The sequence below is a fragment of the Janthinobacterium sp. C22 genome, assembly GCF_057919405.1.
Genome location: NZ_CP193659.1, coordinates 6015433 through 6036519, shown reverse-complemented (window position 1 = coordinate 6036519; position 21087 = coordinate 6015433). Strand labels below are relative to the sequence as shown.

21 protein-coding genes are annotated in these 21087 nt (G+C 60.0%); 9 read left to right on the top strand and 12 right to left on the bottom strand.

Annotated features, from left to right (window positions below):
• Positions 1 to 328: 328 nt before the first annotated feature.
• Genes ACRHIG_RS28435 through ACRHIG_RS28425 form a run of 3 tightly spaced genes read left to right on the top strand, consistent with a single transcriptional unit; the run spans position 329 to position 1884 of the window.
• Positions 329 to 868, top strand: a complete 540-nt coding sequence (locus ACRHIG_RS28435; RefSeq protein WP_489628680.1) for a hypothetical protein — start codon at positions 329 to 331, stop codon at positions 866 to 868.
• A complete protein-coding gene (locus tag ACRHIG_RS28430) occupies positions 855 to 1304 on the top strand; it encodes an XRE family transcriptional regulator (RefSeq protein ID WP_489628679.1) in 450 nt (149 codons plus the stop codon). The genes ACRHIG_RS28435 and ACRHIG_RS28430 overlap by 14 nt, the downstream gene beginning before the upstream one ends.
• 7 nt (positions 1305 to 1311) lie before the next feature.
• Positions 1312 to 1884, top strand: coding sequence for a hypothetical protein (locus tag ACRHIG_RS28425; protein ID WP_489628678.1), 573 nt, complete (start codon positions 1312 to 1314; stop codon positions 1882 to 1884).
• Positions 1885 to 2583: 699 nt separating this feature from the next.
• On the opposite strand, the gene ACRHIG_RS28420 is transcribed toward ACRHIG_RS28425, so the two are convergent.
• Both ACRHIG_RS28420 and ACRHIG_RS28415 read right to left on the bottom strand, forming a co-directional pair.
• Positions 2584 to 4317: an MAG1210 family protein gene (locus ACRHIG_RS28420; protein WP_489628677.1), complete on the bottom strand. Its 1734-nt coding sequence runs from the start codon at positions 4315 to 4317 to the stop codon at positions 2584 to 2586.
• On the bottom strand, positions 4314 to 5051 hold the full coding sequence (locus tag ACRHIG_RS28415) for a LemA family protein (protein WP_489628676.1): 738 nt from the start codon (positions 5049 to 5051) through the stop codon (positions 4314 to 4316). Before ACRHIG_RS28415 ends, ACRHIG_RS28420 begins: the two co-directional genes overlap by 4 nt.
• Before the next feature lie 634 nt (positions 5052 to 5685).
• Between ACRHIG_RS28415 and ACRHIG_RS28410 the strand changes: the two genes are divergently transcribed.
• On the top strand, positions 5686 to 6036 hold the full coding sequence (locus ACRHIG_RS28410) for an STY0301 family protein (RefSeq protein ID WP_489630888.1): 351 nt from the start codon (positions 5686 to 5688) through the stop codon (positions 6034 to 6036).
• A 94-nt stretch (positions 6037 to 6130) separates the two neighbouring features.
• Here ACRHIG_RS28410 and ACRHIG_RS28405 read toward each other — a convergent pair whose 3' ends face one another.
• The 6 genes from ACRHIG_RS28405 to ACRHIG_RS28380 all read right to left on the bottom strand — a co-directional run bounded on the left by ACRHIG_RS28405 (position 6131) and on the right by ACRHIG_RS28380 (position 14441).
• Positions 6131 to 8548 (bottom strand): TonB-dependent siderophore receptor, encoded by a 2418-nt coding sequence (locus ACRHIG_RS28405; protein ID WP_489628675.1) that lies wholly within the window; start codon positions 8546 to 8548, stop codon positions 6131 to 6133.
• A gap of 113 nt (positions 8549 to 8661) precedes the next feature.
• Positions 8662 to 9627, bottom strand: coding sequence for a FecR family protein (locus tag ACRHIG_RS28400; protein ID WP_489628674.1), 966 nt, complete (start codon positions 9625 to 9627; stop codon positions 8662 to 8664).
• Positions 9628 to 9639: 12 nt separating this feature from the next.
• A complete protein-coding gene (locus ACRHIG_RS28395) occupies positions 9640 to 10140 on the bottom strand; it encodes an RNA polymerase sigma factor (RefSeq protein ID WP_489628673.1) in 501 nt (166 codons plus the stop codon).
• A 339-nt stretch (positions 10141 to 10479) separates the two neighbouring features.
• Positions 10480 to 12060: an isocitrate lyase gene (locus tag ACRHIG_RS28390; protein ID WP_326458610.1), complete on the bottom strand. Its 1581-nt coding sequence runs from the start codon at positions 12058 to 12060 to the stop codon at positions 10480 to 10482.
• A 399-nt stretch (positions 12061 to 12459) separates the two neighbouring features.
• A complete protein-coding gene (locus ACRHIG_RS28385; protein ID WP_489628672.1) occupies positions 12460 to 13053 on the bottom strand; it encodes a cysteine hydrolase family protein in 594 nt (197 codons plus the stop codon).
• Between the two features lie 83 nt (positions 13054 to 13136).
• On the bottom strand, positions 13137 to 14441 hold the full coding sequence (locus tag ACRHIG_RS28380) for an MFS transporter (protein WP_489628671.1): 1305 nt from the start codon (positions 14439 to 14441) through the stop codon (positions 13137 to 13139).
• A gap of 152 nt (positions 14442 to 14593) precedes the next feature.
• On the opposite strand from ACRHIG_RS28380, the gene ACRHIG_RS28375 reads away from it, so the two are divergent.
• Complete coding sequence (locus ACRHIG_RS28375; protein ID WP_489628670.1) at positions 14594 to 15310, top strand: SDR family oxidoreductase; 717 nt, start codon at positions 14594 to 14596, stop codon at positions 15308 to 15310.
• A 3-nt stretch (positions 15311 to 15313) separates the two neighbouring features.
• Here the strand turns inward: ACRHIG_RS28375 and ACRHIG_RS28370 are convergent, their stop codons facing one another.
• Genes ACRHIG_RS28370 through ACRHIG_RS28355 form a run of 4 tightly spaced genes read right to left on the bottom strand, consistent with a single transcriptional unit; the run spans position 15314 to position 17666 of the window.
• A complete protein-coding gene (locus ACRHIG_RS28370) occupies positions 15314 to 15832 on the bottom strand; it encodes a hypothetical protein (RefSeq protein WP_489628669.1) in 519 nt (172 codons plus the stop codon).
• A 51-nt stretch (positions 15833 to 15883) separates the two neighbouring features.
• Positions 15884 to 16615 carry an Lcl C-terminal domain-containing protein gene (locus ACRHIG_RS28365; RefSeq protein ID WP_489628668.1) on the bottom strand — a complete coding sequence of 244 codons (732 nt, stop codon included), beginning with the start codon at positions 16613 to 16615 and terminating at the stop codon, positions 15884 to 15886.
• Positions 16599 to 17120: a DUF1993 domain-containing protein gene (locus tag ACRHIG_RS28360; protein ID WP_489628667.1), complete on the bottom strand. Its 522-nt coding sequence runs from the start codon at positions 17118 to 17120 to the stop codon at positions 16599 to 16601. The genes ACRHIG_RS28365 and ACRHIG_RS28360 overlap by 17 nt, the downstream gene beginning before the upstream one ends.
• A 51-nt stretch (positions 17121 to 17171) precedes the next feature.
• Complete coding sequence (locus tag ACRHIG_RS28355; RefSeq protein ID WP_489628666.1) at positions 17172 to 17666, bottom strand: hypothetical protein; 495 nt, start codon at positions 17664 to 17666, stop codon at positions 17172 to 17174.
• A gap of 129 nt (positions 17667 to 17795) precedes the next feature.
• Between ACRHIG_RS28355 and ACRHIG_RS28350 the strand changes: the two genes are divergently transcribed.
• The 4 genes from ACRHIG_RS28350 to ACRHIG_RS28335 all read left to right on the top strand — a co-directional run bounded on the left by ACRHIG_RS28350 (position 17796) and on the right by ACRHIG_RS28335 (position 20946).
• A complete protein-coding gene (locus tag ACRHIG_RS28350) occupies positions 17796 to 18227 on the top strand; it encodes a hypothetical protein (protein WP_489628665.1) in 432 nt (143 codons plus the stop codon).
• 92 nt (positions 18228 to 18319) lie between these two features.
• A complete protein-coding gene (locus tag ACRHIG_RS28345) occupies positions 18320 to 19276 on the top strand; it encodes a bifunctional helix-turn-helix transcriptional regulator/GNAT family N-acetyltransferase (RefSeq protein ID WP_475417413.1) in 957 nt (318 codons plus the stop codon).
• 354 nt (positions 19277 to 19630) lie between these two features.
• Positions 19631 to 20020 (top strand): hypothetical protein, encoded by a 390-nt coding sequence (locus tag ACRHIG_RS28340; RefSeq protein WP_489628664.1) that lies wholly within the window; start codon positions 19631 to 19633, stop codon positions 20018 to 20020.
• Positions 20021 to 20136: 116 nt separating this feature from the next.
• The gene (locus ACRHIG_RS28335) at positions 20137 to 20946 is read left to right on the top strand and encodes an alpha/beta fold hydrolase (RefSeq protein WP_489628663.1); all 810 of its coding nucleotides are present in this window, start codon (positions 20137 to 20139) and stop codon (positions 20944 to 20946) included.
• The last annotated feature ends 141 nt before the right edge of the window (positions 20947 to 21087 follow it).

The following is a 21087-nucleotide window of genomic DNA, read 5'->3' as shown; positions in this document are numbered from 1 at the left end:
CGCGCGCCTGCGGCGCGCGTTCGTGGCTCTAATTAAAGTTTCGACTGAGCCAGCTTCTACGGCGCCCAATGCATAAGTCCGTGTCCAAAATAGCGGACCTGCCCCTGCCCCCTCTCATCTGACTCGATCACACCAAGTTTGATTTTGGGAGCATGCGATGCGCGATTTAAACTATCAACTCAAGCAGCTTTGCGACCGCAATCGCGATGGTAGCTATGCACAAAAATCGTCATCAAAAACGCAGTGACGGCAGGTTGGCTAATGTCAAGGATTTTTGCAGGTCTGTGCGCAGAAAACTTAACTTATGTGTTAAGATCGATTCCAATCTATGAAAGCAGCCAAACTTACTCATCAGCGGGCCTTCGAAATGGTGGCCAAGATCCCTCCAGGGACGAAGCTCATTTCTCCGTCAGTGCAGAAGTGGGATGTTGCTATTGTGGTAAAGGATTGCGGGCAACTTAATGGCCGATATCCTAAGAGCATTGAAAAACAGCTTGATCATGTAAGCAAGAAATCTGCTGTTCTCCGAGCGCTTGGTGAGTTGTACCCAGCGGTTTGTGAAGAGGACTATCAAGCAGTGTTCGACCAAAACGGAGTTGGTTGTAAGATCGCACATTCGTTCCTATATGAAGGTAACACGTACAAGGTCTGGGAGTTGAAGCCTAACAACAAAGACCGGTTGTACTTTTTCCCGTTAAAGGAGGGGTTGCCAAATGGAAGAAAAACTATATTTTTATTAACAGTTTGCCATAAAAAAGATCAGAAGACGCCGAAGGAAATAATCGATGTTTGTGTTGATGACATCAAGGCGATTCTTCAATCTCGTGGAAAATTTGAAATTTGTGAGGAAAAAAATGTCACCAAATAATGAGATCGTTGCAGAAGAAGTTGCGGAAAGAAAAGGCCTGTGGGCTGGAGTTCGCCGAGCTGAGCCGATCCAACAGGTGCGAAAATTGATGCGACAAAACCAATTGCTCAATCGAGATATGGCCATTCGGATGGGAATTTCAGAAGCGGGAATTTCTCGGCTTTTGAATGGAAATCAAAATATCCAAATTGATACGTTGTACATGTTGGCCGATGCTTTGGGTGCTCCTTTGTCTATTGATTTTGGGGAAAGGGAATCGAGTTTCTCATATGTTTTTGATGAAGATATGGTTTCTAGCTATTTTGTAGATGCAGAAGACATTGGAGCAGGAGGCTCCAATGTCGTGCAGCTTAGTAGTTTTAGGAAGGGTGTGAATAGAAGGACTAACTATCCTAAAACATCAGGAGTTTTTGAACCTATTTGTGTAAATGCTTGAGTACATTATGAATCCTAGTGTCTTTTTACTCTCACGTCTTGAGTTTCGTCGGTTTGATATCGAAATCAATCCTGATTTTGTCTTGAGTAAAGATGAAAATTTTTTCCCTCAGATTGATTTCGATTTCAATAAAGTAAAGTTTGAGCTTGGGACCGACCTTATTTATCCTGACGATGAGTTGAACGATCCCCGACACTTTACATTATTTTTGAAAGTGTCGATTCGACAATCTAAACAAGTCGATGATGTCATCTTGCCATATTCGCTTACCATTGAAGGTGCCGCATACTTGCACTTTAGGGGGAAAGACGAAGGTTTGAGGCGTTTTCAAGTAGTGCGAGGAACTGGTTATGGAATGCTTTATAGCGCATTTCGTGAACATATTGCGAATTTTACAGCCAGAAGTGCTTATGGGCTTTGGTTTTTGCCAACGCCCAACTTTAATAGCCGGGTTGAAGTTGATGCTCCGAAAGACTTTGAAAAATGGGAGGCTGCAGTAAATTCTGCTGCCAAAGTATTGGAGTCGAGTCGTACTAAAAAAGCACCCAAAAGAATTACTAAAGCAAAAAATGCTCTGTAGCAATATTAATGGTTATTTCTCTTGGGATATGATGCACATTACTTCGTTGCGGAGTCGAGTAATTTTACGTAGCGGAAAGGAAACGGAACCGAGCTCAGGAACCAATTAGTTCTGTTGGTATGTGTGTTGGCACTTTTCACCTATTTTGTACCAACATTTTATAGGTGATTCGATTCCGGCAAGGTGGCTGAAGTTGTCGAGATTGGTGTGGGATCGATATCGCGGATCACTATTTGTTGTATTAATACCACTTTTAAGGCCGCGTTTGCGATCCCAACGTGCAAATACATAGCATTTATAAGGGTCTAAGACCGATTCGAATCCCCCTCTCCCATAGACACAAAAGCAAAAGGCGACCTTCGTGTGGTCTTTTTTGTGTCCGGCGGAGAGGAGCACCTCGTTCCGCAGGCGCGAGCAGTGTCCTGCGAATTCCCTGCCTCACCCTGCGCGGTGCATTCGAAGGGTCGAGCCTACCGGCCCGGCTCTTCCCGAATTGACCAACTGCTGCCGCTGCGCAGCAGCCCCGCGCGTCTGCGGCGCGCATTCGTGGTTCTAATCAGCTTTGCAAAGGAGCATGCTTCTACGATGCCTAGCGCATCAGTTCGTGTCCAACTGGCGGACCCGCACGCCGCCGACACGCCGCTTTCTGATTTCATACTAAAGCGCCCAACTTCCGCCACGGCAATCCGCAAAGTCTCCCTAACCAGCCAATACCGCCGAAACAATCGACCGGCGCAGCACCGTCCTTCCGGCATCGATGCCACGCTGTGAAAAGGCCAGCGGCAACGCGACATCATCCGTCGCAGTGTTGTCTGGCGCAGCCGTTTCCTTTACCAGCATGTTGGCGCTATTCTCGACCTCGAAGTACTCGTCCCAATGCACTGGAACTTGATGGGAGCGGCCATCTCCACCTCTCACGGAGACGTAGTGGGTTCGCGCGACGCTGCGGAAGCCGCTGGCCGTTACCTGCACTTTCTGCGATCCGTCGGCCTCCTGTTGCATGGAGGTCTTCAGGATACTTCGCGTGACGCACTCGGGATGCTTGAACATTGCCTCGCCGTGGTAATTGGCAATCGCTTCATGCTCCCAGAAACAGGGTTTGTGCGAATACGTGTCTTGATAGATGTCCGAGTGCGGGCGATGCTGTTGGTACAAGGGGATGGCAAGCAGCGGGGCGATCCCAAAGTAGAACGACTTGAAGAAATCGTTGTGATAGGCGTTGAAAAACAGGCGCGCCTGGGCAAGTTCGTAGGCAAAGAATTTCTCCGGGGCGCCGCTGATATCGGTCGCGCGCATATGTCCCGACTCCAGCACGTTGATCATGCGGGTTTTTTCGAATACGAACGTGTCGCCAAAACCTGTCTGACTATCCTTGAGCAGCTTGAGCATTTCCTGTTGCGCCAACGGCGTGAACAACAGCCGGAACTGTACCTCATGGTTGCGGTCCGTGGCATCGAACAAGGCGTCGAATTCGCGGTTGGCCATCACCGTAAAAGTATTCCCCTCGTCGACATCGCGCGACTTTTCTTCCAGCTTCTTGATGGCGCGATTCTTCCGCCATTTGTCGAAGAAGCCGTCCTCCAGACTGGAGAGTTTTGACGGGTGGCGGCTGAACACGAGATCCGGCGCCGCTTCGTTGCCGTAGACGATAAATGTCTGGTTCTCGTACTCGGGCATCGGACGTTCGATCGAGGCCCGCAGAGTTTCGTGGCGGGTTCTGGTTTCCGTTTTGCCTTGCGAATTGCGGTACTGTTCCGTCCAGCTGATAGCCAGCGAGCCATGGTATGTCTTGCTGCCCATCGAGTGTGACAAGGTGCGCGCAAGAATGAACGGGTTGCCGTTCAGTACGCCGCTGTGCGAGAACACGATCGAGTTGTCGTCACCAAGATTGCCATACCAGCCAAAGCTGGTGCGCAGCTCTTCCATGCGGCCGTTGCTGAAATACGGGTCGAATGCGATGCGAGGCACTGTTTGTTGCATCAGCTTCGTCACGATATCCCAGTCGTACAGGCGGTTCAGCGGCACCATCTGGCCCCAGGCCACGGCACGCTTCTCGTCGCAGGCTTCCTGCAGCCGCTTTAATTGCGCGTCGGAATCGTTGATGATGCGGTTGAGCGTATGAATCGCGACGGCAAGCGCAATCGCTGGAACCACGAGCCATGGCCATGCGTAATAGGCGTAGAGATAGAGTGCCGCCAGTAGCGCGGCGACGATGCTGGCGCCGCGCAGGATACGCCACCATTTGTTGCTGGAACCGGCGCCCGCGGCCTGCTTTTCGAGCACGCGTAGTTCCTGCACCGTCGCGATGTTGGCGTTCTCGTCCACGCCGGAACGGCGCACGAGGTCTTCGAAAAAGTCCGACGTACTGCTGGCGTGAGCATTTTTGAAATGGGAAGAATACTGCTCCAATGGTTCATGGACGTCGTGGATCAAAAGAAGACGCTCCGGGCGGCAGCCTTGGTTTCGGCGGAGGCAGTGAAAGGAATGCGCGTGGTATAACCTTGCCGCGCCGCAACGATTTGCTTGGTCGGCCAGGCAAAGACGTCCTGGTTCCACATGCCGACGGTATCGTTATACAGCGTGCGCGCGGCGGTCACTTCCTTTTGCAGATAACTGTTCTGGCGCATGGCATCGGCAATGACGGCGTGTGCCTTCAGATCCGGGTAGGCTTCGAACGCCAGGTTAATGCGGGAAAAAATCCCGTCGATTTTCTGGGATGCCTGATTGCGTTCGGCGTCGGCGTTGTGTCCGCTCCGGTAAGCCGCTACCGACTTCATCACGTCCTTGTCGAGGTCGATCGCTTTTGCGACCAGGCCAACCACGTTGTTCAGGACGACGACGCGCTGTTCCAGATAATTGTCGATCTGTGACGCATCGGCCTGGATTTTCTGCTGCAGCTTGCGCAGATACGCCAGGGCGGAGATCTTCATGAAGAGGAAGACCAGGCCTGGCAGTGCCCCCAGCACCAGGAGTCCCAAGCCGTACGTTTGCGGCAACGCACCGGTCAGCAGCGCCAAGCCGCCGATCAACGGAAGGACCGCCCACAGGGCGATTTCAAATATGAGCGACCCGGTGCCGACTTGGACGGAGATTTGCTTGCTGATGACGTTGATGTCGCGCCCTTGCTCATTTATCGGGCCAGTTACTTCGTCCAAATCATTTGCCATGCTTGAAAATCCTTTGTATTGAGTGTTTCTGATTGAGCGACTCTCGCTCGGTTGCAAAATATTTCGCTGTAGCTTTTGAAGTGCGGGAGCAAAATGTCGGTGGATTGTGTAAGTTTCTCAAAATTAATTTTTTTGCCATCATATCTTGAAGGACGAGAGCCAATCAAGGGCGGTCAAGCCGATATTTCATGTTAAATTTCGGGAAAAAACTTGGACACTTTCCGATGCGGCGAGTTTTCAGTCAAGCGCTTGCATCAGCCCGGCGGCAGGGAGGCGGAACACGGGATAACGGACGCCAGCTTCCAGCCGGCCACAGCCTTCCAATAAATTTCTTCCGAGCCTGTAACCGATCCCCGCCCGCCACCGAATCTTCGGCTGTGCCAGACCAGACTTTGCGGAGAAATAAATGATCAAGAATTTATTAAGGCTCTGCCATCGTCAAATAGAGGAAATGCAGGAAGTGGCTGCAATACAGTGACGGTGTGCATGGTGATACTTCTGCCATTCCGAGGGCCAGGGTCAGGTCCGGCATTCGAACACGTGCTGAGGCATTGCGAGGGCCAGGGTCAGGTCCGCCATTCGCCTGCTGCATCTTGCCTGTGTTTGCGCAGGCTGCGATGCCCGCCGCTGATGCCTGCCCGGAGAGCGTGCCGGCGACTTCAATCAAACTGGATGCCGTGCCAGCTGGCTGGACGCCGTATATCGGCAGCCCGCTCTACCTGAGTGCCGCGGCGCCGATCGATGGCGCGCCGCAGCGCAGGGGCAGCTGGTGCCCAGCGGGAAGCGCAAGAAGAAAGGGGAGACGACGCTCAGCTATCGCCTGGAAGGTCGCTATTCAGACGGCAAGTGGTTGCAATGCGGTTACGGCGTGCATGGTGAGGTAACGCTGTCGAGGAGAATGGACGACAGTGTCAGCCTTTGCGAATTTACCTACAGGAAAGGCAGCAAGGTCGGGCAGAATGAGATCGATATCGATTGCCGGTAAGTGAGTTGGTATCAGCGGTATCGCTGGGGGGATCGCAGGCCGCAAAGCCCGATGCGCCTGAGCGAGCCGTTCATCAAGCGGCTCGCTCCAGCGATCAGAACCGGTATTTGAGCGTTGCCGTCACCGCACGCTCGGCGCCCAGGTAACATTCGCCGTGGTAGCAGATGGTGTAGTAACGCTTGTTGAGCATGTTGCTGGCGTTGAGCCTGAGCTGCCAGCGTACCGTCTCGTATTTCAGCATGCCGGTGAAGAGCGTATAGCCGCCTGCCAGCGACGTGTTTGCCTCGTCGTTCTGGCGCGGGCCGACGTAGTTGACGCCGCCGCCGATGCCGAAGCCCTTGGCCAGCGTCTGGTCCAGCCAGAGCGAGGCCATCTGCTGCGGTTCCGTGGCGGGTACCTTGCCGGCCTCGGTGCGGTCGGCGCTTTCCAGCACCCTCAGGTTCATCTTGGTCAGCGATGCCGTCAGGTTCAGGTCGCGGGTCAGCTCGGCCTTGGTTTCCAGCTCGATGCCGCGCGAGCGCTGCTTGCCGATCTGGCGGGTATCGCCGCTGATGTTGTCATAGGTGACGACGTTGGTCTTGCGCAAGTCGAACAGGGCGGCGCCAAAGAAGATGCGCGAATTGTCAGGCTGGTATTTCACACCGGTCTCCAGCTGCTTGCCGCGGCTGGGTTTCAACGGATCGTTGTTGTAGTCGACGCCGTTGTTGGAAAGGAAGGATTGCGTGTAGCCAGCGTAGCTTGCCCAACCATTTCCGAACAGATAGTTCAGCCCGGCGCGGCCGCTGAAGACGCTGTCGCTCTGGACTGTGTGGCTGGCGTTGAGCCGGTCGTCGGTGACGCTGCGTGCGTAATCCTGGCGGCCGCCCAGGGTCACTATCCAGCGGTCGAACAGCTTGATCTGGTCTTGCCCATACAAGCCGGTCTGTTCAGCCGTCTGGGTGTAGTTCGCCCATGGCTTCGTCGGCATGGCGATGGGCTGGTTGTAGACCGGGTTGAGCAGGTCAAGATCCAGTGTGGGGCCGATGAAGCGGTTGGCGACACCCCTTGAACGATTCCAGTCGATGCCAAAAAGCAGGGTTTGCTTGATGTCGCCGCCGTGCAGCTTACCCAGCAATTGCGTATCGAGCCCCGTGTGGTGGTGCTGGTCGTCCCAGGTGCGCGCGATGCGCGTATAGGTGCGCTCGTCGGCTTGCAGCTCGTCCACCCAGATAACGCGGCGCTTCACGCGGTTATCCGTGTAGCGGAAGTGTTGACGCAGGCTCCAGTCGTCGCTGAACGCGTGTTCGAAGCGGTAGCCGATGGAATTCTGGTCCTGCCTGATGCGGCTGAACGCGGGGTCGCCCATCTTCACCCGCGTCAGGCTTTTGTCCGCGGCGATCGCGTAGTAGGGATCTTCGCCGGATGCATTGCGCAGGAACTCCGCCTGTAGCGTCAACGAGGTCGTCGCGTTGGGCGCCCAGCGCAGCGAGGGTGCCAGGGCGAAGCGCTTGCGGTTGATGCGCTGGCCGGTCGGATAACGGTCCTGGTCATCGCTGCCTAGTGCCATGCCCGTCAGGCGATAGCTGAAGTCACTGTTTGGGGCTAACGTGTCGCCCAGGTCGATGCCGATCTGCTTGCGATTGAAGCTGCCGTACTGCAGCTCCACCTCGCGTGCCGGCTCGGCGCCTGGCTGCTTGCTGATACGGTTGATGATGCCGCCCGCATCGGCCTGGCCAAACATCACCGAGGCCGGTCCGCGCAGCACTTCCACGCGCTCGAGCAGGTAGGGTTCGGTCATACGGTAGACGATGCCGAAGGGCGTTTGCGACAGGCCATCGCGGAAGTTGCCGCTGTTGCCGCTGAAGCCGCGCAGGGAGATATATTCCCAGCCGCGATTGTCCGGACCATAGGTATTGACGGAAATGCCGGGCGTCTGGGCAACGATGGCCATCACGTCCTGCGCGCCGCGCGCCTCGATTTCCGTGCGTCCGATTACCGAGACCGATTGCGGGATTTCGCGCATGGGCGTGCCGGTCTTGGTGGCCGTGTCGGCGCGGCGGGCAATATAGCCGAAGACGGGCTCGTTGGCCGTTTCCTGTTCGGCCTGGACGGTGATGCCGGGCAGCATCTGCGCTGTTGCCTGGCTGGCGGGCACGATTACCATGGCCGAGCCATTCCCGGCCGCCGCCAGGCCGCTGCCCGCCAGGGCTGTCTCGAGCGCCTGTTGCAGCGTCATCTTGCCTTGGATGGCGGGCGCATTTTTCCCTTCTGCCAGCGCGGCGTTCACGGAGATCGCCGTGCCCGCTTGCTGTGCCAGCGCATTGATGGCCTGGCCCAATGGCAGGGGCGGGATGGCGAATTGCCTTTCCACCGCCACCGCGGCAGCGGACGAGGTGCCTTGGGCATGGGCGAACGAAGGATTGCCGAAGATGGCGCAGGCCGCCAGCAGCGTTGCCGATAGGGCAGACTGGCGCTGTGCCGTGGTGCCGGCGCGATGCTTGATGGGGGTTCCGCGGATGTGCTGCACAGGCATGGTATGTCCTTGAGGTAAGTTGTTTTGCTGAAGACGCAGAACTCGCTGAATACCGGACAATTATTTTTCAATGCGCCCCAGACCGTTTACAGCGCGGGGCTCGGCCTTACTATTTACCTGGGCAGGATGATGGCTTGCCCATCCTCGTACCGTCCCAGCCTGACCGGCAGGATCGTTGGCAGCACCCGCAGGAAAACGTCGGGCTCGGCGAGACGGAAGCTGCCCGTCAGCCGGAGGCCGGCAAGAGACTTGTCCGTGCCCAGCATCAACGGTCGCGCAAGGTAGTCGTTCCAGCGCAGGATCGCTTCGCCGAGCGGCGTGCGGTTAAATACCATCCAGCCATCTTTCCAGGCGCCAATGCTGGCGGCCGCCACGGCGTGCACTGCGCCAGCGCCATCGGCGCCCATGCGAACCGCCTGGCCCGCGCGCAGGCTGACGCTTGGCCCGCGCGCGGGCAAGTGGCTATCCTGGCCGCTCCACACGGCCACATGGCCTTCCGCGACTTCGACGAACATGGCGCTGTCGCGCACGGCCACCGTGAAAGTGGTGCCCAGCACCGTCACCTTGCCCCAGCGGGTGTGCACGCTGAACGGCCGCGCGGCATCGCGGCTGACTTGCAGGTGGATTTCACCGGTCTTCAGCGTCACTTCGCGGCGGTCGCGGTAATACGCGACAGCGGCACTGGTGCGTGCGGCCAGATGCAGTTCGCTGCCGTCCCCCATGCGCTGGACCAGCAGCTGCGAGCGGCCAGTGTTCAGTGTGGCCAGCTCCACCGGCTGCAGCCAGTGCCAGCGTCCCACCGCTCCGCTCAGGGAGGCCATGCCCAGCAGGCCCAGCGCCACGACTATCTTGCGGCGTGCAATGCCGGCAGGCAGAGGGCGCGCAATGCGATCCTGCAGCCCGTCGGGACTGGAAGCATGCCAGGCGTCAAGGGCCAGGCGATAGATGGCATCGTTGTCGCTGCTGTGCTCACGCCAGTTGCTCAGTTCCTGCTCGGCAGCCAGCTCCGCAGCCGCACCGCCGCCATGGCGGCGGGCGATCAGCAGCAGGGCGTGCTCGAAGGACTGGCGCGGAGACATGGCGGGTCAGAATCAATGCCTGGCGTCAGCGAACAGGCGGCTTAAATCGATGCAATCGATGACGCCACGCACGATGTGCTTTTCGATGGCGGCTTCCGTGCACGCCATCTGCCGTGCCGCTTCCGCATGCGTCAGGCCATACAGGCGCACCAGGATAAAAGCCTCGCGGCGCTTGCGCGGCATCGCTTCCAGGCGGGCCAGCAGGCGCTCCAGCTGCTGGCGCGCGCATGCTTCGCGTTCCAGCGAAGGAGCGGCATCGGCGGCGACCAGGGTCAGGGTTTCCAGCATGCGCGACTCGGCCAGCTTGCGCCGGGCGCCGTCGGTGACGATGTTCTTGCCGATGCGATACAGCAGGGCGCGTGGGTTATGCGGCGCGGCGCGCGCTTCCATGGCGATCAGCCGCGCATAGCACTCCTGGACGATGTCGGTTGCCGTGTGACGGTCAGACACGGAGCGGGTGAAGAATCCAAGCAATTCGTTGTAATAATGCAGGGTCACGCGCGCTGCTCCCATGGCGGCTGCCATGCCCGGCGATGCCGTCCCTCGCGGCGCACACGAGCGGCTCGATGGCGTATGCGCGGTGAGACGCTGGGCAGGATGTTGATTATAAATAAGAATCATTCTTATTTAATTATACTGGACTTGATTACTTTTGGTAATGAACTTGAGCATGGCCAAGCATGCCGTTCGGCCAGGACTGAACGGCAAAGTGCAGATCAAGTGTTGATTGCGGACGCGAGTACCGTCAGTTGCTTGTCGGACATGGTAATGCCGCAGCGATGGGGGCTGTTTCGCAGACGCAAAAAAGCCCGCCGAAGCGGGCTTTTGTCACGCTACCGTCAAGCCAAAAGCTCAGAACTGGTTCATGGTGTTGTCTTTACCGGCAGCTTTGAGCGCCGCTTCGCCGCTGAAGTAGTCCTTGTGATCGTCGCCGATGTCCGAGCCGGACATGTTTTGATGTTTCACGCAGGCGATGCCCTGGCGGATTTCCTTGCGCTGCACGCCGGCCACGTAGCCCAGCATGCCCTGGTCGCCGAAGTATTCCTTGGCCAGGTTGTCGGTCGACAAGGCTGCCGTGTGGTAGGTCGGCAGGGTGATCAGGTGGTGGAAGATGCCGGCTTCGCGGGCCGAGTCGGCCTGGAAGGTGCGGATCTTCTCGTCGGCGGCGATCGCCAGTTCCGTTTGGTCGTATTCCACGCTCATCAGCTGGGCGCGTTCGTAGGCGGACACGTCCTTGCCGTCGGCCTTCATGGTGTCATACACCTGCTGGCGGAAGTTCAGGGTCCAGTTGAACGACGGGCTGTTGTTGTACACGAGCTTGGCGTTCGGGATGACCTTGCGGATTTCGCTGACCATGCCGCCGATTTGCGCGATATGCGGTTTTTCCGTTTCGATCCACAGCAGGTCGGCGCCGTTTTGCAGCGAGGTGATGCAATCCAAGACGCAACGCTCTTCGCCGGAACCGGCGCGGAACTGGAACAGGTTGCTCGGCAGGCGTTTTGGACGCAGCAGCTTGCCTTCGCGCTTGATGATGACGTCGCCATTGCCCAGCGCGTCGGCCGACACTTCTTCGCAATCGAGGAAGGAGTTGTATTGGTCGCCCAGATCGCCTGGCTCATTCGTGACGGCGATCTGCTTGGTCAGGCCGGCGCCCAGGGAGTCCGTGCGGGCGACGATGATGCCGTCGTCCACGCCCAGTTCCAGGAAGGCGTAGCGGATGGCGCGGATCTTGGCCAGGAAGTCTTCGTGCGGCACCGTGACCTTACCGTCCTGGTGGCCGCATTGTTTCTCGTCGGACACCTGGTTTTCGATCTGGATGCAGCAGGCGCCCGCTTCGATGAACTGTTTCGCCAGCAGATACGTTGCTTCGGCATTGCCGAAACCGGCGTCGATGTCGGCGATGATGGGCACGACGTGGGTGACGTGGCCGTCGATCTTGGCCTGGATGGCTTGCTTTTCAGCACCTTGGGCCGCGTCCAGCTGGCGGAACAGGCCGCCCAGTTCACGGGCATCGGCCTGGCGCAGGAAGGTGTAGAGTTCCTTGATCAGGGCCGAGACGGCGGTTTTTTCATGCATCGACTGATCCGGCAGCGGGCCGAACTCGGAGCGCAGGGCGGCGACCATCCAGCCGGACAGGTAGAGGTAGCGGCGGTCGGTGCTGTTGAAGTGTTTCTTGATCGAGATCATCTTCTGCTGACCGATGAAACCGTGCCAGCAGCCGAGCGACTGGGTGTATTTCGATGGGTCTGCATCGTAGGCAGCCATGTCGTTGCGCATGATCTTCGCCGTGTACTTGGCGATGTCCAGGCCGGTCTTGAACTTGTTCTGGGCGCGCATGCGGGCGGCGGACTCGGGATTGATGGCGTTCCAGGCGCTGCCTTGTTGGTCTTTCAAACCAGCAACAGCCTTGATGTCGTCTTGATATTGGGACATGTGAATCTCCTAAAAGAAAAGCTATGTTTGAGAAAATCGCCGAGTGCGCCACAACGTCTTGTCGAAGCAAACTGCATGACTAAATTGTAGGCCGATTCGCGCCGATCTTCAAGTCTTATATAAGACATATAACTTAAATTAAGTCTTTGTTTTTCAATGGCTTAATTATGATTTTTCAGGATATGAAATGAATTTTCAAAAAGTGAGAGGATTTATTGATGAGTCTGCTGTTCGGAATTCCGCGATGTGAAACGTCTTTTCAGAATTTGGTGCAGCGCGACAAAATCGGGGCGAAAAAAGCCACCCGAAGGTGGCTGTGGCTTGTTTATGTCTGTTTGCAATGTGGAAAGGGCACTGCGCCATTGCTTTTCAGTGCAAGTGTCGCGTGCCAGCTACAGCTTAGCGGACAAGCTGCCGTCCTGGCGCAGGAGCAGGGCGGGACAGCGCATCGAGCACCTGCGCCGTCGTCACCACTTGCGCATACTCGCCGTGCAAATTGGCCAGCGCCATCGCATGCACCTCGTCCGCCGTTCTTGGCGTGCCCGCATAATCGATTTGAGCAAACGCAAAGCACGCATCGGCGACGACTTGCGTGGCAAAGCCCAGATTGCCCGCCGTGCGCGCGCTCGATTCCACGGAATTGTTGGTGCTGACGCCCACGATGACCAGCTTGCTGATGCTGCGCACGCGCAGCCAGCGTTCCAGTCCCGAATGGATGAAGGCATCGGGCACATTTTTCTCCACGACATGCTCTTCCGGTAACGGCGCCAGCGCTGCCTGGAATTCCACGCCGGACTGGCCGGGCCAGAAGGGCGAGCCTGGCGTTCTGGAAATGTGGCGCACATGCACGACGGTGGCGTCCGCTGCGCGCCAGGCTTGCAGCAGGGTGGCGATCTGGCGTTCCGCGGCGGGATTGTTGCGGCTTCCGGCGGCAGGGCTGGCCATGCCTTGTTGCATGTCGATGATGATCAGTGCGGGACGGTGGGCATGCATGTCTGTAGCCTGGAAATGATGGCAGGCGCACCTGGCGCCTGCCTGGGGAAATAGTGTTGCGGTGATTGCCGCAGGGCGCGAATCTAGCGTCCCACCGTCTGCCGCTGGTCCTTGATGAACAGCGCCGTCAGCATGCCGATCACGCACACGCCGATCACATAATAGGCGGGGCCCAGCACGTTGTTCTTCAGCATCAGGGTCACGACCACGGGCGTCAGGCCGCCGAATATCGCGTACGACAAGTTGTAGGAAAACGACAGTCCCGAGAAGCGCACTTGCGCCGGGAACGCCTGTACCAGCACGTAGGGCACGGCGCCGACGACGCCGACGAACAGGCCCGTCATCGCGTACAGGGGCAGCAGCAGGTCGGGGCGGCTGCCTATCGTCGTGTAGAAGATATAGGTACTGATGGCCAGCAGCACGGAGCCGGTGAAGATCACGCGCTTGCCGCCCAGGCGGTCGGCCAGCATGCCGGCGATGATGCAGCCGAAGGCCAGGCACAGGGTCGCCACGGTATTGGCCACCAGCGTGGTGCGCGGCGCGATGTGGTGGATCTTTTGCAGCAGGGCAGGCGTCATCAGGATGACGACGACGATGCCGGCCGACAGCATCCACGTCAGCAGCATCGACACGACGACGGCGCCGCGGTGGCTGCGCAGCACGGATTTCAAAGGCATTTCCGTGGCCAGCGCCTTGCGCTGCTGCATTTCCGCGAAGACCGGGGTTTCATGCAGCCAGCGGCGCAGATACATGGCGCCAAAGCCGAAGATGCCGCCCAGCAAGAACGGATAGCGCCAGGCGCCTTCGGTGATTTCTGCCGGCGTGTAGACGGTATTCAATCCCGTCGCCACGAGCGAACCGAGCAGGATGCCGACCGTCAGGCCGGCCGTCAGCACGCCGCAGGCAAAGCCCGTGTAGCGGCTCGGCACGTGTTCGGAGACAAACACCCAGGCGCCCGGCACTTCGCCGCCCACGGCCGCGCCCTGGAAGATGCGCATCAAGAGCAGCAGCAGCGGGGCGGCCAGGCCGATGCTGGCGTAGGTCGGCAGCAGGCCGATCAGCAGGGTCGGCACGGCCATCATCAGGATGGAGAGGGTGAACATGCGCTTGCGGCCGAGCAAGTCGCCGAAGTGGGCCATGACGATGCCGCCCAGCGGACGCACGACGTAGCCGGCGGCGAAGATGCCGAAGGTTTGCAGCAAACGCAGCCAGTCCGGCATTTCCGGCGGGAAGAACAACTGGCCGATGGCGTTGGCAAAGAAGACGAAGATGATGAAATCGTAGAACTCCAGCGCGCCGCCGAGGGCGGCCAGCGACAGGGTCTTGTAGTCTTGTTGCGTGAGGGGACGGCTTGCGGCGTTGCTTGCGGCGGTGTTGGAGGTAGGCATGTGTCTCGTTCTTGTGTGTTATCGGAGATTGCCCGATCTAGCATACGCATTTCCGCCGCGTGAGTAAATGCGGCGCGTATGGGGAGCCGCCTCAGCTGTGCTTAATACAACGCCGCTATCATCCGCGTTGACTTCATTGGAAAGGACATCGCATGAAAATCATGATCGTGGGCGCCAGCCGGGGCCTGGGACGCGCGCTGGTGGACGGTTTGCTCGCTGACGGCCATGCCGTCATCGGCGTATCGCGCCAGCAACCCGCCGACTTGCCTGCCGGCCAGGACACACGGCTGCAATGGATCGCGGCGGACCTGGCCGCACCCGCCGAGGCCGTCGAACGCATCGCGCGTGAAGCGCCGGCTACGCTGGACGCGGTGATCTACAACCTGGGCATATGGGAAGAAAAGGCCTTCAGCGATGACTACGCGTTTCTCGGCGATGCGGATAACACCATCGTCGACATGGACAATACCAACATCACGTCGACCATTTTGCTGCTCAAGCGCCTGGTGCCGCGCTTGCTGGCCAGCAGCAAGCCGCAGCTGATCCTCACGGGCTCGACATCCGGCCTGCGCCAGAGCGGCCGTCCGGAAGTGACGTTCAGCGCCTCGAAATTCGCCCTGAACGGCATCGCCGATGCCTTGCGTGAAGGTTTCCGTGCACAGGGGCTCGCCGTGACGGCGCTGCAGCTCGGTTATCTGAATACCTACGATGACTTGTCCGTGCCGCTGGCGGACGCCGCCGCGCGGGGCGAGGGCGAGCTGATCCCCGTGCATGACGTCGTCGCCGTCGTGCGCATGCTGCTGAACCTGTCGAATGCCTCGTTCGTGCGCGAACTGGTGCTGCCGGCGCTGCGCGACGAGCGTTTTTAGCCGCTAGACGTCTGCGCCATAGACTTCGGACCAGCCGAGACGCTCTTCCAGCCACTCATCCGCTTCGGACGAGTCCATGTGCAGCAGCAGGGCGCCCAGGCGCAAGCTGCCCTTGGCCAGGGCCAGCACGGCGAATACGGATTCCAGCATGGCGGGGTCCAGCTGGCCCTGCAGGTCGCGCGCGGCGATGGCGGGCAGCTGCGCCCAGGCAGCCTGGTAGCTGGCGGCCAGCCAGTCCGGGAGCGGTGGATTGTGCGGGCGGTGGCGCTCCAGTTCGATCAGGGCGATGAGCGCATAGAAATCTTCCTCGCGCGAATCGGCGCCGCCCAGCAGGTGGACGAGCTGGGGCACGGCCGCATACGAGGCGACGCCCACGTCGCCCTGGTGGTGCAGCTCTTCCCACAGCTCATGCCAGACGTCCTCGCCCGCCTGCATGGCCTTGAGCGCCCCGGCCACGTCATAGGGCATGCGGTAGCCGCCTTCCAGGGTTGGCCAGATGGGATCGTCGAGTGATAGCAGCATGGGTTTCCTTGATGGGACAGCTCGGCTGAGCAAACGCGCACTATACAAGCGCTAAGCAAGCACGCGGCGCACGCAGCGCGCATAGCCGTCAAATTCGCGCGCGTTCTGGTAGGCGACGCCCGTGTCGAAATCCTTGCACCAACTTTCGCTCTCGATGTCGCCGGGCTCGCTCGACCAGTGCCAGTTCGGCCGGAATGCGTCTTTCAAGGTCGCATACAGCAAGGTCTGCTCGCGCCGGCTGGGCAGGCTGTGGCCCAGGCTGGCGGCCCAGTTGGATGCGGCTTGCCAGGACTGGTATTCCGGCTCGCACTCGTCCGGCAGCAGCAGCAGGTGGTAATCGGGTGCGCCATCCGTACCGAGGATCAGGCCGGCGTAGCGTTCGCCCTGCCGCAAGGGGACGGGCGCGGCGGCCGAGGGCGGCAGTTCGGCCCGGCGCACGGCGCAGGCGCGGCCAGAATAAGTCTTGCGATAGTTGTACTGGGTGCCGTTGTCGAAATCGTGGCTCCAGGCCATGCGTGGCAGGATGGCGTCCGCTTCCGACGACCAGTACCAGGCATCCGGGACGGCGTGGCCCAGGTTGGCGTGCAGCAGGGCCAGTTCGCTGCGCGTCGGCAAACAGGCGCCGCGCGCCGCGGCCCAATCCAGCGCGGCTTGCCAGGGCAGGGCATCGGCCTCGCCGGGCAGCAGGAACAACTGGTAGCCGGCGGCGCCATCCTCGCCAGGCATGACGCCCGCGTAGCGTTCGCCGGCAACGGCTACCTCGTGGCTATGCCGGGCGTGCATAGGCAAACATATGTTGTACGTACTCGGCCTTGCCAAGCGGCACGCCGTTATGGCGCAGGATGTTGTAGGCCGTCACCAGGTGAAAATAGAATTGCGGCGTGGCCCAGTTGAGCGCGTATTCCAGGCCCGTCATGTCGAACGTCAAGCCGCCAGCCAGGGGGATCGACACTTGCTGCTGGGCACTGTCGTCGATTGCGCTGCGGTCCGCGGCGGCCAGCAAGTCCAGCGTGTGCGCGATCAGCGCCTTGGCTTCCGCCATGCTGGCGGGCGTGGCGAGCCGGGGCAGCGCTTGCCGCGTCAGCCGGCACACGGCTTCCTGCGCCTGCGTACACGTGAATTCCACCTGCCGCGCCAGGGTGTGCATGTCGGGCGCCAGGCGCGCATCGAGCAGGTTCTGCGGATCGAAACCCAGCGCCTGGGCGCGCTCCTCGCCTTTAGTTAACAGCGTCGTCAGGGAGCGCAGCATCTGTGCAAAGCTGGGGATGGTGATGGCGTAGACCGACATTGATATTCCTCAAGTAGTTATATGGACAGGGAGTGGAAAGGCAGGCGGTCCCTACGGATGCCCCAGCACGCCAGGGCAATGCTCGAACCAGCCATCGTCTTCTTCCTCGGCAATAAAGGCCGCGACCAGCGCATGGGACTCGGGCGGCGCGCCGGCCAGCAGGGCGTTGAAGCAGGTGATGGCCGAGGCGTGGGATGTGCCGGCGCCGTTGGCGATACCGACGAGAAAGTCGCCGGCCCAGTCGGGCAAGGTGGCGATCAGGCGCGGCAATTCGTGCAGCAGGGCCGTGCAATACGCGGTCTCGCCGAAGCGCCAGGCGGCGCGGTTGGCCGTCTGGTAGGCGCCGTAATCGTGCTCGGCCTGCACGGATTGCAAAACGGCCAGCGCGTAGTGCGCGCCTTCATTCCCCGTCAGCGCATCGAGCATGGCGCAGTAGCGCTGGAAGCGCCGCTGGGCTTCAGCGGGCGGCGTGGTGCTGTCGCCATCCTGGACGATATTGCCCACAATTAGTAATTCGGCTTTCCAGAGTTCAAAGGCGGTTGGCATGGCTGTGGCTGGCGAGAGTGGCGTCGGCCATGATTATGCCCCGTTCATTGGTCTTTCAGCGTGCTGATTGAACATGCTACAGTCCGCCTTTGCCGCCAGCCTGGCGCTGCACTCCCTGGATCAAGATTGATGCCCACCTGGACTTCCCCGCCCCAACTCGTCGCCCTGGCCGCTTTTTATGCGCAGGTGCAAGCCCATCCTGAAACGATCAGCGACGCGGCCTTCCTCGATGCCGTCAAGGCTGCCCACTGGCCCAGCAACTGCTGGAGCTACGTGGAAGCGTCGTTCGCCATCATCGCGCCCGCCTGCCTGCTGCGTCCGCATCTGACCGCCGAGCTGATCGCCTTGCCCATAGCCGCCATGATCGCCGGCGGCCTGGACGATGCGGGGCAAGTCATCGCGATCGGCCGGGCCTGCGCCACGCGCGATGCGCCGTATGTGGAGATGAGCGAGGAGGGCAGGCGCTGGCTGACGCAGGTGTGGCCGGGGCTGGGGGAGGTCGTCGATACCGTGTTCCAGGCCAGGCTGCAGGCGGCGCTGGCCGATGACGATGATGAATAAGCGATGAACAAGCGATCAACAACGCCGACGCTTGACGCCGAAAGCCCGTTTACGTTAGGGTATACGTAACTACTTACATATATTCTGATCACATGTCTTCCAACCTGCAAACCTACGGCTCGCTGATGCTGGCCAGCCGGCTGCGCCGTCTTTCCGATCAACTGTATGCTGGCGTCGATACCAGCTATCTGGCGGCCGGCGTCGAGCTGACGTCGCGTTGTTTTCCCTTGTTATTGCTGCTGCGCGACAACGGCCCCACGGCCATCACGGCCCTGGCCGCGCAGATCGGGCAGACGCATCCGGTGGTGGTGCAGCTGGGGCGCAAGCTGCTCGATGCCGGCGTGGTGGCGGAACTGCCGGACGCCAAGGATGAGCGCCGCCGCCTGCTGGCGCTGTCCGACGCCGGGCAAGCCTTGCTGCGCAGCATGGCGCCCCTGTGGGATGACGTGCGCGCCGCCGTCGATATGGTGTTCGAGCACGGCACGCCGCAGCTGATGGCCAGCCTGGACCGGGCCGAGGCGCGCTTGCAGGCGCAGGGTTTCGGCGAGACGATCGCCGCCTGCCGGCGCCAGCGCGAGCGGGCCGCCGTGGAGATCATCGATTACGCCGCACCTTACGCGGCCGATTTCAAGCGCCTGAATATCGCCTGGCTGGAGCGCTACTTTTATGTCGAGGCGCTGGACGACAAGGTGCTGTCCGATCCGCAACGCTCGATCCTCGACGCTGGCGGGCAGATTTTCCTGGCGCGCCTCGATGGCCGCATTGTCGGCACCTGCGCCCTGATCCGCGCCGGCGAGGGCAGCATCGAGCTGTCGAAGATGGCCGTCACGCCCGAATGCCAGGGCCTGGGCATCGCGCGCCGGCTGATCGAGCGGGCCTTCGACGCCTTCGAGGCCAGCGGCGCGCAACTGCTGTTCCTGGAGTCGAACAGTAAGCTGGCGCCCGCCATCCGCCTGTACGAAAGCAGCGGTTTTAGCCACGTGGCGCGGCCCGCCGGCGACGTCCATTACCAGCGCGCCGACGTCTACATGGAGTGGCAGGGCAGGTAGCGCGCGCCAGAGCGCCACGCGGCGCTCCCCATCGGCCGTCTCCCGCGTTACAATACGTGCTCCCATAACGGAACCACGGTTCCACTATCGAGAGACGCCGACGCCGCATGCCTTCCTTCCCGATGCCCTTCCCGCAGATGATCGTTCCACCCGAGCCCACCCAGGCGCGCAGCAAGCAGGCGTTCGAGCGCCTGTTGCAGGTGGGCGAACAGTTACTGGCGGAAAATCGTTTCGATGAAATCGGCGTGGCCGACCTGGCCAAACTGGCGGAAACCTCGGTGGGCACGTTTTACCGTTTATTGGGCGACAAGGACACCCTGAGCCGCTTGCTGCTGCAGCGCTTTTTCCGACATGGTGGAAAAGGTCGAAACCCTGACGGAACTGCGCCAGTGGGAAGGACGCAGCCTGGAAGAGTTCATCCGCGCCATGGTGGCCATGTTCGTGGCCGTGAATGGCGGGCGCAGCGGCGTCCTGCGCGCCTTGATCACGCGCGCGTCGCAGGATGCGCAATTCCGCGACAGGGTGCACCAGATCAATCATCTGATTTCACAGCGCACGGTCGCCGTGCTGGCCAGCAAGTCGTCCAGCATCCGCCACCCGAACCCCACGCAGGCGATGATGGTGGTGCCGCCCGTGCTGCTGGGCATCCTGAACCAGCATACCTTGACGGGTTCGCTGTCCTTTTTGTCGGGCGCGGCGCTGGAAGATGAACTGGTGCGTGTTGCTTTAAATTACCTGACCTGAGATATTTAGCGATTTAACTTGAAATCGGAATTCGGATTCCGTATTATGTTTTCCAACAGCAGGAAAACATATTCCTGCACCTGAACACAAAGCATGTTCAACAGCAAGGAGACAGAATGCGGCGTCACACGACATCCGATGTTCCATTGCATTACCTCGACCTGGGCAGGGAGCAGGGAGATCCTGCGCAGTCAGAGCCTATTTTCCTGCTGCACGGCCTCGGCTCCTGCGCCGAAGACTGGCGCCCGCAAATCGATGCCCTAGCCACCAGCTATCGGTTGATCGTGCCCGACCTGCGCGGCCATGGCGCCAGTCCCGCGCCAAACGGCGACTGGCAGATCGGCGACTTCGCCAACGACCTCTTCAACCTGATGGACCAGCTCGACGTGCCGCGCGCGCACATCGTCGGCTTTTCCCTGGGTGGCATGGTGGGCCTGGAAATGGCCAACCGCGCCCCTGGCCGGGTGGCCAGTTTGTGCCTGATCAATTCGCAACCGTTTCAGGGCAGCAAGCCGGCGTCGCTGCTGTTTGCCTACTGGCTGCGGCGCACGGTGATCGCCACCTTCGGCCTGAAAGCCATGGGCAAGATCATCGGCAAGAAACTGTTTCCCGATCCTGCACAGCAAGCGCTCGTCGAGCGCTTCGCCACGCAGATGGCGGGCATGGACAAGCGCGCCTACCTGGCCGCGCTGGACGCCATTTTCCACTGGGATATCGACATCCATTTCCAGGCCCTGGTCATGCCCGTCTTCATCATGGCGGCCGACCAGGATTACACGCCCGTCGCCAGCAAGCGGGCCTTTGCCGCACAGTTTCAGCAGTGCGAGATCGAGATCATCGCGAACTCGCGCCATGCCACGCCCCTGGACCAGGCGCAGCGTGTGAATACCTTGTTGCAGTCCTTCCTCGCCACACATTCAAAATAAACAGGCCACTCGCCGCACGGGCAGGGGCCGGGAAACAGTCATCGCAGGGCAGGTGCTCGCTTCACGCGCGCGGGTACCGTGACGTCTTGCGATTCTGCAAACCGGCCGTCTTCCCTGGTGGTAAGCAAGCCTGACATTGGA

Excerpts from the sequence above, each read along its gene's own strand:
- ACRHIG_RS28435 (WP_489628680.1), top strand. The coding sequence starts at position 329 with ATGAAAGCAGCCAAACTTACTCATCAGCGGGCCTTCGAAATGGTGGCC.
- ACRHIG_RS28430 (WP_489628679.1), top strand. The coding sequence starts at position 855 with ATGTCACCAAATAATGAGATCGTTGCAGAAGAAGTTGCGGAAAGAAAA.
- ACRHIG_RS28425 (WP_489628678.1), top strand. The coding sequence starts at position 1,312 with ATGAATCCTAGTGTCTTTTTACTCTCACGTCTTGAGTTTCGTCGGTTT.
- ACRHIG_RS28415 (WP_489628676.1), bottom strand. The coding sequence starts at position 5,051 with ATGGCAAATGATTTGGACGAAGTAACTGGCCCGATAAATGAGCAAGGG.
- ACRHIG_RS28405 (WP_489628675.1), bottom strand. The coding sequence starts at position 8,548 with ATGCCTGTGCAGCACATCCGCGGAACCCCCATCAAGCATCGCGCCGGC.
- ACRHIG_RS28400 (WP_489628674.1), bottom strand. The coding sequence starts at position 9,627 with ATGTCTCCGCGCCAGTCCTTCGAGCACGCCCTGCTGCTGATCGCCCGC.
- ACRHIG_RS28395 (WP_489628673.1), bottom strand. The coding sequence starts at position 10,140 with ATGGGAGCAGCGCGCGTGACCCTGCATTATTACAACGAATTGCTTGGA.
- ACRHIG_RS28390 (WP_326458610.1), bottom strand. The coding sequence starts at position 12,060 with ATGTCCCAATATCAAGACGACATCAAGGCTGTTGCTGGTTTGAAAGAC.
- ACRHIG_RS28385 (WP_489628672.1), bottom strand. The coding sequence starts at position 13,053 with ATGCATGCCCACCGTCCCGCACTGATCATCATCGACATGCAACAAGGC.
- ACRHIG_RS28380 (WP_489628671.1), bottom strand. The coding sequence starts at position 14,441 with ATGCCTACCTCCAACACCGCCGCAAGCAACGCCGCAAGCCGTCCCCTC.
- ACRHIG_RS28375 (WP_489628670.1), top strand. The coding sequence starts at position 14,594 with ATGAAAATCATGATCGTGGGCGCCAGCCGGGGCCTGGGACGCGCGCTG.
- ACRHIG_RS28370 (WP_489628669.1), bottom strand. The coding sequence starts at position 15,832 with ATGCTGCTATCACTCGACGATCCCATCTGGCCAACCCTGGAAGGCGGC.
- ACRHIG_RS28365 (WP_489628668.1), bottom strand. The coding sequence starts at position 16,615 with ATGCACGCCCGGCATAGCCACGAGGTAGCCGTTGCCGGCGAACGCTAC.
- ACRHIG_RS28360 (WP_489628667.1), bottom strand. The coding sequence starts at position 17,120 with ATGTCGGTCTACGCCATCACCATCCCCAGCTTTGCACAGATGCTGCGC.
- ACRHIG_RS28355 (WP_489628666.1), bottom strand. The coding sequence starts at position 17,666 with ATGCCAACCGCCTTTGAACTCTGGAAAGCCGAATTACTAATTGTGGGC.
- ACRHIG_RS28350 (WP_489628665.1), top strand. The coding sequence starts at position 17,796 with ATGCCCACCTGGACTTCCCCGCCCCAACTCGTCGCCCTGGCCGCTTTT.
- ACRHIG_RS28345 (WP_475417413.1), top strand. The coding sequence starts at position 18,320 with ATGTCTTCCAACCTGCAAACCTACGGCTCGCTGATGCTGGCCAGCCGG.
- ACRHIG_RS28335 (WP_489628663.1), top strand. The coding sequence starts at position 20,137 with ATGCGGCGTCACACGACATCCGATGTTCCATTGCATTACCTCGACCTG.